The sequence below is a fragment of the Cytobacillus sp. Hm23 genome, from assembly GCF_051842895.1.
Lineage (GTDB): Bacteria > Bacillota > Bacilli > Bacillales > SM2101 > Nanhaiella.
This window is the reverse complement of sequence record NZ_JBPXRQ010000007.1, coordinates 94,549-107,296: the sequence shown is the minus strand read 5'-3', so window position 1 is coordinate 107,296 and position 12,748 is coordinate 94,549. Positions and strand designations below refer to the sequence as shown.

The window sequence follows — 12,748 nt, the reverse complement described above, 5'->3', positions numbered from 1 at the left end:
AAGTCATTTAGCTTAAAGAACTTCTAGTGGAGGTTAGTATGAATAATCCAAAGTATAAACGAGTTGTATTAAAACTAAGTGGAGAAGCATTAGCAGGCGAGCAAGGATTTGGTATTAACCCAGCAGTGATCTCCTCAGTAACAAATCAAGTAAAGGAAATTGCAGAACTAGGTGTTGAAGTAGCTGTTGTAGTAGGTGGAGGAAATATATGGCGAGGAAAAATAGGTAGTGAAATGGGAATGGACCGGGCTACAGCGGATTATATGGGTATGTTAGCTACTGTCATGAATTCATTAGCACTTCAAGATAGTCTTGAAAATTCCGGTGTACAAACTCGTGTACAAACCTCTATAGAGATGAGACAAGTTGCTGAGCCATATATTCGTCGTAGAGCAATACGCCACCTTGAAAAAAAACGTGTTGTCATATTTGCTGCTGGAACAGGTAATCCATATTTTTCAACAGACACAACTGCAGCACTTCGAGCAGCGGAAATTGAAGCAGATGTTATACTAATGGCAAAAAATAATGTTGACGGTGTATATAGTGCAGACCCAACAATTGATCAAACTGCAAAAAAATATGATACACTTTCATATTTGGATGTACTAAAAGAGGGATTAGGTGTCATGGACTCAACAGCATCTTCTCTTTGTATGGATAATGACATACCACTTATCGTTTTCTCTATTATGGAGCAAGGAAATATAAAACGAGCGGTATTAGGTGATAATATCGGAACATTAGTAAGGGGGAAAAAATAATGTCAAAAGAAGTTATTAATAGTGTGAAATCTAAAATGGAAAAAGCTATTCAAGCATTCTCAAGAGAGTTAGCGACAGTAAGAGCTGGTCGTGCAAACCCTTCATTATTAGATAAAGTGACGGTAGATTATTATGGTGCACCTACTCCGGTAAATCAACTAGCATCAGTTACTGTACCTGAAGCACGTATGTTAACTATTCAACCTTATGATAAATCATCTTTAGGTGATATCGAAAAAGCAATCTTAAAGGCTGACCTCGGATTAACACCATCTAATGATGGTTCAATTATTCGAATTACCATACCAGCATTAACTGAAGAGCGCCGTAGAGAATTAACAAAAGTAGTAAGAAAATACGGTGAAGAAGCAAAAGTGGCAGTACGTAATGTACGTCGTGATGGAAATGACGAATTAAAAAAGCTTGAAAAAAATAGTGAAATCACTGAGGATGAACTTCGCGGACTAACCGAGGATATTCAAAAAATAACGGATGATCATATTAAAAAAATTGATCAGGTTGCTAAAGAAAAAGAAGCAGAAATTATGGAAGTATAAGCATAATCATTGTACAATATGTAAAGTACCCTCTATTTTAAACAGGGGGTTTTTTTGTTAAACTAGAGACAATATAGATTGTTAAGGGTGACGGAGGAAACCTGTATGCTACATAAATTAAACTTTTGGAAGAATCGTAAACCAAATTCTTCAGAGCAAGTATATACAATAGATACGATTAAAAAGAATCCAATACCTGAGCATATTGCAATTATTATGGATGGCAATGGAAGGTGGGCACAAAAAAGAGCATTACCACGCATTGCAGGACACCATGAAGGAACGAAGGTTGTCCGAAAGATAACGAAGCTAGCAAATTCTCTAGGTGTAAAAGTACTAACGTTATATGCATTTTCAACAGAAAATTGGAAGCGACCAAAAAGTGAAGTTGATTACTTAATGAAGCTACCAGAAGAATTTCTCCAAACTTTCTTACCTGAATTAATTAAGGAAAATGTACAAGTTCGAGTAATGGGGATGAAAGATAGCTTACCAGAACACACTTTCCGTGCTGTGCAAAATGCTATTAACAAAACAAGCGATAATGATGGAATGATTTTAAATTTTGCATTAAATTATGGCAGCCGCAATGAAATAGTTCAAGCGGTAAATTCGATTATAGCAGACCAAAAATCAGGTATATTAAAAGAAGAAGAGGTCACAGAGGATATATTTTCAACATATTTAATGACGGAAGAATTATCAGATCCGGACCTATTAATTAGAACGAGCGGTGTTGTTCGTCTAAGTAACTTCATGCTTTGGCAGTTATCGTATGCAGAGTTTTGGTTTACTGAAACGTTATGGCCGGATTTCTCAGAGGAACATTTTCTAGAGGCGATTGACGAGTTTCAAAAAAGAGCTCGACGCTTTGGCGGCGTGTAAAGGATGATATAAATATGAAGCAAAGAATTATAACAGCTACTATTGCGCTAGCAGTTTTTTTGCCTATCGTCATTTATGGTGGCCTTCCATTTATTGCGGTGATGTATTTAATAGCTACGATAGGGCTATATGAACTTTTACGTATGAAACACATCTCAATTTTGTCATTTCCAGGGGTAATTAGCATACTTATGTTATGGATAATACTCGTACCAGATCACCCCATGTTACTAGACAGAATTCCATTTATGAAAGTTGAGTTTTTGTTATTCGCAGTTTTACTTTTTTTATCGTATACTGTGTTGACAAATAACAAGTTTTCTTTTGACGATGTTGGATTTATCATAGTTGCTACATTATATGTTGGAATTGGATTTTATTATTTTATTGAAACGAGACAAGTTGGTTTAACTTATATATTCTTTGCCTTTGCAGTTATTTTCTCAACAGATTCTGGTGCATACTTTGTAGGTCGCAAATTTGGTAAGCATAAGCTGTGGCCTGAAATTAGTCCAAATAAAACAATTGAAGGATCAATAGGTGGTATTGCTTGTGCACTTATTGCTGCGATTTTGTTTAAACTGTTTGCCCCTATCGATGATTTTACAATGATTAGCATCTTAGGCATTGCTATCGTTTTATCTATTTTTGGACAAATAGGTGATTTAGTTGAATCAGCGTTTAAGCGTCATTATGCGGTAAAGGATTCTGGACGTATCTTACCAGGGCATGGGGGAATATTAGACCGTTTTGATAGCTTGATTTTCGTTTTACCGATATTATATTTTTTAATCAAGTTGTAGCGCACTAGTGTTTAGCAAGGATAGGATTTAACAGAAAAAAGACGTTTGTCAATTTTGAATGGATATGGGGAGTGTATCGTTTGAAGCACATTAGTTTATTAGGGGCTACTGGCTCTATAGGGAAGCAGACGCTTGATATCATTAAACTGCACCAAGACCATTTTAGCCTTGTAGCAATTTCTGTTGGACAGAATATACCAGAAGCGAGGAAAATCATTCATGAATTTTCACCTAAGCTCGTATCTGTTAAATATAAAGAAGATGCTGATCGATTAAAGAGTGAATTTACTAATGATATATCATTTGTTTATGGTGATGATGGATTAGTTCATGCCGCGACTCATGACCAAGCATCCATAGTCGTCAATGCGGTGGTTGGAAGTGTAGGTCTTACACCAACGATTGAAGCGATTAAAGCCAAAAAAACAATTGCTCTTGCCAACAAAGAAACACTTGTAACAGCAGGACATATAGTTATGGAAATGGCAAGAAATAACGGAGTTTCAATTCTACCAGTTGACAGTGAGCATTCTGCTATTTTTCAATGTTTACAGGGAGAACAAGAAAAAACGATTGAAAAGCTCATTTTAACAGCTTCTGGTGGCAGCTTTCGTGAGAAAAAGAGAAATGAACTGCAGCATGTTACTGTTGAGCAAGCATTAAATCACCCTAACTGGTCAATGGGAGCAAAAATAACGATAGACTCTGCTACGATGATGAATAAAGGTCTTGAAGTTATCGAAGCGCACTGGCTTTTTCAGATTCCTTATACACATATTGATGTCGTCCTCCATAAAGAGAGCATTATACACTCAATGGTCCAATTTCATGACAGTAGCATTATTGCCCAGTTAGGAAATCCTGATATGCGTGTTCCGATTCAATATGCGCTATCATACCCTGATAGGCTTGTGTTTAACAATACAAAGAGATTGGATCTTGTGGAGATTGGAGCTCTGCATTTTATGAAGGCAGATCTTAATCGATACCAGTGTTTACGCTTTGCCTACGAGGCGGGAGTAGAAGGGGGAACGATGCCAACAGTGTTAAATGCTGCAAATGAAGAAGCTGTTGCTGCTTTTCTTAGAAAGGAAATTACCTTCCTTCAAATTGAGGAACTTATTGAAAGATCACTTGAGCAACACCGTACAATTAAAAACCCTAATTTAGAGTGTATACGCACAGTAGATACGGACACTCGTAAGTACATAAAAACACTAATAAATTAAAGGTGGTTGGATATGTGGAGACGCTAAATACGGTAATTGCTTTTGTAATTATTTTTGGAGCGTTAGTTTTTGTTCATGAATTAGGTCATCTAGTTTTTGCAAAACGAGCTGGAATTTTATGTAGAGAATTTGCGATTGGATTTGGACCTAAAGTGTTTACTTTCAAAAAGAAAGAAACGCTATATACGATTAGGCTTCTTCCTATCGGTGGTTTTGTAAGGATGGCTGGTGAAGATCCTGAAATGATTGAAATTAAACCAGGCCACAGCATCGGTCTGCTGTTTGATCAACATGGAAAAGTAACGAACATCGTTCTAAACAATAAGGACAAATACCCTGATGCAAAAATCGTTGAAGTAGAGTTTGCTGATTTAGAGCACGAACTGTATATAACAGGTTATGAAGAAGATAATGATGAAAAACTTGTACGTTTTGAAGTGAGTGAAACGGCACATTTTATTCAGGATGAACAACATATCCAAATTGCCCCATACTCAAGACAATTTAGTTCGAAGACGTTGTGGCAACGAACACTAGCTATTTTTGCAGGCCCGCTTATGAATTTCGTCTTAGCTGCCGTTCTTTTTATGATCATTGCTTTCATTCAAGGCTATCCGTCTGATGATCCACAACTAGGGGAGGTCATTGAAGGCGGTGCTGCAGTGGAATCTGGCTTACAGGAAGGTGATATTGTATTAGCAATTAATAACAAACAATTATCTTCTTGGGATGAAGTCGTTCAAATGATTCAAAATAACCCTGAAAAGCAGCTATTATTCACAATTGAACGTGATGGACAATCAGAAACAATTGCTGTTACTCCGAAGTTAAATGAGGTTCAAGGGGTGAAAATTGGACAAATTGGTGTATATCCTTCGGTGAATCAATCGATATTCGGTTCAATTGCATTTGGAGCTGAAGAAACTTTTGTTTGGACAAAAGAGATCATCATTTTACTTGGGAAATTAATAACTGGTCAATTTTCATTTGATATGCTATCAGGCCCAGTTGGTATTTACAAAACAACAGAGGAAGTAGCTCAATCTGGTGTGTTATATTTAATGAGATGGGCAGCTTTATTGAGCATTAACTTAGGTATTATGAATTTACTACCATTACCGGCATTAGATGGAGGTCGATTAATGTTTTTTGCTATTGAGGCTGTTAGAGGAAAACCAATTGATCGTCAAAAGGAAGGTATGGTCCACTTTATTGGTTTTGCTTTATTAATGTTATTAATGTTAGTAGTTACATGGAACGACATCCAAAGGTTTTTCCTATAAGATGTTCTGTATTATCTCTTCTAGTTGTTCTAATTTAATAGAGATATCAAAAAGAAGAGTCTTCCAGTAAGTTTTAAGCTTTTAAAAGTCCGTTAAGAAATAAGAGGTGTAAATTGAAATGAAGCAAAGTCAAACATTTATTCCAACATTGCGGGAAGTGCCTGCTGATGCTGAAGTAAAAAGCCATCAGCTCTTGCTAAGAGCAGGCTTTATCCGTTCAAATGCCAGTGGTGTTTATAGTTTTCTGCCATTGGGCAAGCGAGTGTTACACAAAATTGAGACAATCGTTCGTGAAGAACTCGACCGCATAGGCGCAGTTGAGTTATTAATGCCAGCACTTCAACAAGCAGAGCTGTGGCAAGAGTCTGGACGCTGGTACTCATATGGTCCTGAATTAGTAAGACTAAAAGATCGCCACAACCGAGATTTTGCTTTAGGGCCAACCCATGAAGAAGTAATTACGAATCTATTAAGAGATGAAGTAAAGAGTTATAAGCGACTCCCACTTACTCTATACCAAATTCAAACTAAATTCCGTGATGAAAAAAGGCCGCGCTTCGGTTTGTTGCGTGGTAGAGAGTTTATTATGAAAGATGCATACTCCTTTCATTCTTCGCAAGAGTCATTAGATGAAGTGTATGACAAGATGTATGAAGCATATGGAAACATCTTCAGAAGGTGTGGCTTAGATTACAGGGCTGTTATTGCTGACTCTGGTGCAATGGGTGGTAAAGACACGCATGAGTTTATGGTGTTATCAGATGTAGGAGAGGATACTATTGCATACTCCAATAGCTCTGATTATGCTGCAAATATTGAGATGGCACCTGTAGTTTCTACATACGTTAAGAGTAATGAAGCTGCCGCAGACCTACAAAAGGTTGAGACCATTGATAAAAAATCAATACAAGAGGTTGCTCATTATTTACAAGTTGATGATCATAAATGTATTAAGTCTCTATTATTCAAAGCTGATGAGAAGTTTATACTGGTTTTAGTTCGTGGTGATCACGAAGTAAATGATATTAAAGTGAAAAACCTGTACAGTGCATCAAACGTTGAATTAGCAACTGCTGAAGAAACTAAACAAATGATGAATTGTACTGTTGGGTCGTTAGGTCCTATTCAAGTACAAGGTGATATAGAAATTATTGCAGACCATGCTGTAAAAGGGATTGTAAATGGAGTTTGTGGCGCGAATGTTGAGAATTATCATTATACAGGGGTAAATCCTGATCGTGATTTTTCCGTATCAGCATACGAAGATTTACGCTTTATTCAAGAAGGAGATCCTTCCCCAGATGGTAATGGCACAATTGTGTTTGCTAAAGGAATTGAAGTTGGACATATATTTAAATTAGGCACGAGATATAGTGAAGCGATGGACGGTATGTATTTAGATGAAAATGGTAGAAATCAACCGATGATTATGGGTTGTTACGGTATCGGAGTATCTAGAATCCTCGCATCTGTCGCTGAGCAATTTCATGATGATAATGGTTTAGTTTGGCCAGGTGCCCTTTCACCTTATGATGTTCATCTTATTCCAGTAAACATAAAAAATGATGAACAACGACAATTAGCTGAAGAATTATATGGGACTTTCCAAGAAACTGGCATCGACGTTCTATTTGATAATCGACAAGAACGTCCAGGAGTGAAATTTTCAGATTCAGATTTAATAGGCCTGCCTGTTCGTATAACAATTGGTAAAAAAGCTGCTGAGGAAATTGTTGAAGTGAAGTTTAGGAATTCTGGAGAAACAGTTGAAGTTCATAAGACTGACCTAATAAATACAATACAAAAAAACATAGCAAAATAATATATAGAGAACTCGGCTTGTGCCGAGTTTTCTATATGGTAGATAGGAGGGGGGATAGAATGGAACAATTATCACAAGAGCAAAAAGAACGGTTTCAACTCCTGCTCCAACAGATTAATTGTACAGACGATGTATTTGTTAAGTATTTTAATCAAGCAGGAATAATAAAGCTTATTATCGATAAAGAAAAGAAGTCTTGGCATTTTCTATTTCAAGTAGCATCTATCCTACCGATAGACATCTATAACACCTTTAGCCTAGCCTTGCAAAAATCCTTTGCTCACTTAGCAAATGTAACTTTTTCAATATTAGCTCGGGACAAGCAGTTCACAGAAGAGGACTTTCAGGCCTATTGGACGGTTTGTTTACTTGAATTTGAAGGTATTCAATCGCCCTTGCTGAACCTACTACATGAGCAAACTCCTCACTTGAATGGAATTAATGCAATTGTCAAAGTTCGAAATGATACCGAAGCTGTTGCTTTAAAGAGAAAATTTGCTAAAGATATTGGGGAAGTGTATCAACAATTTGGGTTTCCATACCTACAGTTAGAAACAGAAGTGAACTACTCGGAAAAAGAATATGAAAAATTTGTTGAACAAAAGCAACAAGAAGATCAACAAAAAGTTATGACAGCCATTGCAGAAATGCAAAAGAAAGAGGATCAAAATACTGATAATGTAGAAAGAAAAGGACCGCTAACAATCGGTTATACGATTAAAGACGATGAGGATATTCGCAGGATTGAACAAATAGAAGACGAAGAGCGGAGAATAGCCATTCAGGGATATATTTTTCATGCTGAAACGAAAGAGCTCCGCAGTGGTCGAACATTGTTAACATTTAAAGTAACCGATTATACGAGCTCTATTTTAGTGAAAATGTTTTCTCGAGATAAAGAGGATGTTTCTCTTTTACAAGCGGTCCAAAAAGGCATGTGGGTTCGAGTTAGAGGTAGCGTTCAAAACGACACTTTTGTCCGTGATTTAGTCATGATTGCGAATGATATTAATGAAATCAAGGGTCAAGAACGACTTGATAACGAACCTGCTGATGAGAAACGTGTGGAACTACATCTGCATACACCGATGAGTCAAATGGATGCCGTAACCTCTGTTACTAAATTAGTTGAGCAAGCAAAAAAATGGGGTCATAAGGCAATAGCAGTTACTGATCATGCAGTCGCACAGTCTTTCCCAGAGGCTTTCTCTGCAGGTAAAAAGCATGGAGTGAAAATACTATATGGCTTAGAAGTGAACTTGGTAGATGACGGGGTTCCTATAGCATACAATGAACAGAATAGACTACTATCAGATGACACTTATGTTGTATTTGATGTAGAAACAACGGGCTTGTCTGCTGTTTACGATACAATTATAGAGCTGGCAGCCGTTAAGATGAAGGATGGGGAAATCATTGATCGGTTTGAAGCATTTGCCAATCCACACCATCCATTATCAGCAACTACGATTGAACTGACAGGGATTACTGATGATATGGTTAAAGACGCACCTGACATTGATGTTGTCATAAAGCAATTTCATGATTGGGTTGAAGATGATATTTTAGTTGCTCACAACGCAAGCTTTGATATGGGTTTTTTAAATGTAGGATATAAAAAAGTTGACTATGATAAAGCCAAAAACCCGGTCATAGACACTCTAGAATTAGCACGTGCATTATATCCAGAACTAAAAAACCATCGGTTGAATACGTTATGTAAAAAGTTTGACATAGAACTTACGCAACATCACCGTGCTATTTACGATGCTGAAGCCACTGGATACCTTTTAGCTAAATTGTTAAAAGATGCTCATGATAAAGATATAGAAAATCATAATGAGCTTAATCATAAGATGGCTAGGAATGATTCATATAAACGATCGCGTCCATTTCATGCGACTATAATAGCACAAAATGATGTTGGACTTAAAAATCTTTTTAAGATCGTATCACTTTCCCATCTGCAATATTTTTTCCGTGTACCGCGCGTTCCTAGGTCACTATTGCAAAAATACCGTGAAGGAATCATCGTCGGTTCTGCTTGCGATCGAGGAGAAGTTTTTGAAGGAATGATGCAAAAATCTCCAGATGAGGTTGAGAGCATAGCACAGTTTTATGATTACTTAGAAGTTTTTCCACCTGATTTATATAAGCATTTAATTGATCTTGAACTCGTTAGAAATGAAGATGCAATAAAAGATATTATTACAAAAATCGTTGATTTAAGTGAGAAATTAGCCATTCCTACTGTTGCTACAGGTAATGTCCACCACCTGGATCCAGAAGATAAGATTTATCGCAGAATTCTAATCGGTTCTCAAGGTGGTGCTAACCCGTTAAATCGACACAAACTACCTGATGCACATTTTAGAACTACTGATGATATGCTAGAAGCAATGGCATTCCTAGGTAAAGAACGGGCTAAGGAGATTGTTGTTACAAACACGGTAAACATTGCTGATCAAACTGATGAAATTAAACCTATTAGAGATGATTTGTACACACCAAAGATTGATGGGGCTGATGAAGAAGTCCGAGCAATGAGTTATAATCAAGCCCGTGATATTTATGGCAATGAGTTACCAGAAATTGTGGAAAAACGACTGGAGAAAGAATTAAAAAGCATCATTGGTCATGGTTTTGCAGTTATTTATTTAATCTCTCATAAATTAGTGAAAAAGTCATTAGATGATGGCTATCTTGTCGGCTCTCGTGGATCAGTTGGATCTTCCTTTGTAGCAACGATGACTGAAATAACTGAGGTAAACCCTTTACCTCCTCATTATGTTTGTCCTGAATGTAAACACTCGGAATTTTTTAATGATGGATCAGTTGGTTCAGGTTATGATTTACCTGACAAAGATTGCCCTCAGTGTGGCGCTAACTACAATAAAGATGGGCACGATATTCCTTTTGAAACGTTTTTAGGATTCAAAGGAGATAAAGTACCTGATATAGATTTGAATTTCTCGGGTGAATACCAGCCAATTGCTCATGATTATACGAAAGTTTTATTTGGAGAAGATAATGTATATCGCGCTGGAACAATCGGTACTGTTGCAGAAAAAACTGCATATGGCTTCGTAAGAGGATATACGAATGATCACAATTTGCATCTAAGGGGAGCGGAGATTGATCGATTAGTATCTGGGTGCACAGGGGTGAAGCGTACTACTGGACAACATCCAGGTGGTATCATTGTTGTACCAGATTATATGGATATTTATGACTTTTCACCAATTCAATATCCTGCTGATGATTCAAGCTCTGAGTGGAAAACGACTCATTTTGATTTCCACTCAATCCATGACAATCTATTAAAGTTAGATATACTCGGTCATGATGATCCAACAGTCATTCGGATGCTACAAGATTTAAGTGGTATTGACCCTAAGACGATACCTACAGATGATCCAGAGGTAATGAAAATATTTAGTGGAACAGAGACATTAGGTGTCACTGAGGAACAGATAATGTGTAAAACAGGAACACTAGGTATTCCTGAGTTTGGAACAAGATTTGTTAGGCAAATGCTAGAAGATACTAAGCCAACAACCTTTTCTGAGCTCGTGCAAATATCTGGTCTTTCACATGGGACAGATGTATGGCTTGGTAATGCACAAGAGTTAATCCATAATAAGATTTGTACATTGAGTGAAGTGATCGGTTGTCGAGATGATATTATGGTCTACTTAATATATAAGGGACTAGAACCTTCACTTGCATTTAAAATAATGGAGTCTGTTCGTAAAGGGAAAGGGTTAACAGATGAATTCATGCAAGAAATGAAAAAGAATGACGTGCCTGATTGGTATATCGATTCCTGTCTTAAGATAAAATACATGTTCCCAAAAGCCCATGCAACTGCGTACGTATTAATGGGTGTTAGAATAGCTTACTTTAAAGTTCACCATCCTCTACTATACTACGCAGCATATTTTACTGTACGCGCGGAAGATTTTGATATAGAAGCAATGGTGAGAGGGTCGAATGCAATTCGAGCCAAAATTGAAGAGATAAATGATAAAGGTTTAGAAGCTAGTACAAAGGAGAAAAATTTACTCACTGTATTAGAAATATCTATGGAAATGTGTGAACGTGGTTTTTCCTTCAAGAAGGTAGACTTATACAAATCAAGTGCAAATGAATTTATCATCGACGGAAATACGCTCATTCCACCATTTAATTCTATACCTGGTTTAGGAACTAACGCTGCTATTAATATTGTGAAGTCACGAGAAGAAGGTGAATTCCTCTCAAAAGAGGATTTACAAAAACGTGGAAAGATTTCTAAAACAATTCTTGAGTACTTAGACAACCATGGCTGTTTAGAATCCTTACCTGATAAAAATCAATTATCACTATTTTAAAAGGCTCTTTTCGTAAAGTATGTTGTTCTATTACCAAATGCGAAAAGGCGAGAGAGGACTTAAGTTTATCAATTTTTCATGCTATAGTCCTCATTTCATCAAGTGCATGTCGCTACTCCAGAGAGTTTAGGCGAATGAGGATTAAGACAACCTTCCGTTGTTCATAGGGTGTGTGGTATTAAATAGGATTGAGAGTCGCTTCACCCCAACACCCGAAGGTAAAAAGCACCTTCATGTGTTGGGCTTCCAGCGCTTGTCGCCGATAAGCGAGTGCCTTCCGCTTTTCTACTGTCTAGCTGCAGTGCCTATCCCCTCGAGGTCGCTTCGCCATATCAATCGAAGGAAAAAAAGAGCCTTTAAGTGATATGCCTCCAGCGCTTGTCGGGGATGATCAAGGCACTTCCGCTTTTCTACTGTCCAGCTGCAGTGCCTATCCCCTCGAGGTCGCTTCGCCATATCAATCGAAGGCAAAAAGCGCCTTCAAGTGATATACCTCCAGCGCTTGTCGGGAATGATCAAGGCACTTCCGCTTTTCTACTGTCCAGCTGCAGGCACCATCGGCTCGAGTCGCTTCACCCCAACACCCGAAGGTAAAAAGCACCTTCATGTGTTGGGCTTCCAGCGCTTGTCGCCGATAAGCGATTGCCTTCCGCTTTTCTAAAGTATTTGCATTAATATGGTGATTATGATATAGTTTTTATGGAGATACTATCATAAACGGCAAAGAAAGAGTGGGGAAACCCACTCTTTCGTTTGTAGTAAATGGGAATTTTTTGTATTGTCACGTTAAGTTTAGGCTATTTTCGTATACTTTGTTGCAACTGGCTTAAAAAAATAAAACAGCTGTAAGAGGTATTATCTACTGTCATCGTTTTCAAACGAAGATAAGATGTTAGGAGCTAATTTTTTGAGCAAATCAACAAACATTGAGTAAACAGCCTAATAGCTGTCGACTTGTACTTAGGTAAATGATCATCAGCTTTGGTCATAAGTCATGCCATAGTAAAGATGAAAGATCAATCATCTAGCTGG

8 protein-coding genes are annotated in these 12,748 nt (G+C 37.4%); all 8 read left to right on the top strand.

Annotation, left to right across the window (positions count from 1 at the left end):
- The first annotated feature begins 38 nt into the window (after positions 1–38).
- The 8 genes from pyrH to ACSVDA_RS05855 all read left to right on the top strand — a co-directional run bounded on the left by pyrH (position 39) and on the right by ACSVDA_RS05855 (position 11,716).
- Positions 39–764: a UMP kinase gene (pyrH, locus tag ACSVDA_RS05890; protein ID WP_485881630.1), complete on the top strand. Its 726-nt coding sequence runs from the start codon at positions 39–41 to the stop codon at positions 762–764.
- Entirely contained in the window at positions 764–1,321 is a 558-nt protein-coding gene (frr, locus tag ACSVDA_RS05885) for a ribosome recycling factor (protein ID WP_485881628.1), read from the top strand. The genes pyrH and frr overlap by 1 nt, the downstream gene beginning before the upstream one ends.
- A 105-nt stretch (positions 1,322–1,426) precedes the next feature.
- Complete coding sequence (gene uppS / locus ACSVDA_RS05880; protein ID WP_485881626.1) at positions 1,427–2,206, top strand: undecaprenyl pyrophosphate synthase; 780 nt, start codon at positions 1,427–1,429, stop codon at positions 2,204–2,206.
- 14 nt (positions 2,207–2,220) lie between these two features.
- Positions 2,221–3,009, top strand: coding sequence for a phosphatidate cytidylyltransferase (locus ACSVDA_RS05875; protein ID WP_485881624.1), 789 nt, complete (start codon positions 2,221–2,223; stop codon positions 3,007–3,009).
- Between the two features lie 80 nt (positions 3,010–3,089).
- Positions 3,090–4,238 carry a 1-deoxy-D-xylulose-5-phosphate reductoisomerase gene (locus ACSVDA_RS05870; RefSeq protein ID WP_485881623.1) on the top strand — a complete coding sequence of 383 codons (1,149 nt, stop codon included), beginning with the start codon at positions 3,090–3,092 and terminating at the stop codon, positions 4,236–4,238.
- 14 nt (positions 4,239–4,252) lie between these two features.
- Positions 4,253–5,521, top strand: a complete 1,269-nt coding sequence (gene rseP / locus ACSVDA_RS05865; protein ID WP_485881621.1) for an RIP metalloprotease RseP — start codon at positions 4,253–4,255, stop codon at positions 5,519–5,521.
- A 118-nt stretch (positions 5,522–5,639) separates the two neighbouring features.
- Positions 5,640–7,343 carry a proline--tRNA ligase gene (locus ACSVDA_RS05860; protein ID WP_485881619.1) on the top strand — a complete coding sequence of 568 codons (1,704 nt, stop codon included), beginning with the start codon at positions 5,640–5,642 and terminating at the stop codon, positions 7,341–7,343.
- A 59-nt stretch (positions 7,344–7,402) separates the two neighbouring features.
- Positions 7,403–11,716, top strand: a complete 4,314-nt coding sequence (locus tag ACSVDA_RS05855; RefSeq protein ID WP_485881617.1) for a PolC-type DNA polymerase III — start codon at positions 7,403–7,405, stop codon at positions 11,714–11,716.
- Positions 11,717–12,748 lie beyond the last annotated feature (1,032 nt).

What these genes read in the sequence shown, in the direction of transcription:
- ACSVDA_RS05875 (WP_485881624.1), top strand. Translation starts at nt 2,221, where the DNA reads ATGAAGCAAAGAATTATAACAGCTACTATTGCGCTAGCAGTTTTTTTG.
- pyrH (WP_485881630.1), top strand. Translation starts at nt 39, where the DNA reads ATGAATAATCCAAAGTATAAACGAGTTGTATTAAAACTAAGTGGAGAA.
- uppS (WP_485881626.1), top strand. Translation starts at nt 1,427, where the DNA reads ATGCTACATAAATTAAACTTTTGGAAGAATCGTAAACCAAATTCTTCA.
- ACSVDA_RS05860 (WP_485881619.1), top strand. Translation starts at nt 5,640, where the DNA reads ATGAAGCAAAGTCAAACATTTATTCCAACATTGCGGGAAGTGCCTGCT.
- ACSVDA_RS05855 (WP_485881617.1), top strand. Translation starts at nt 7,403, where the DNA reads ATGGAACAATTATCACAAGAGCAAAAAGAACGGTTTCAACTCCTGCTC.
- frr (WP_485881628.1), top strand. Translation starts at nt 764, where the DNA reads ATGTCAAAAGAAGTTATTAATAGTGTGAAATCTAAAATGGAAAAAGCT.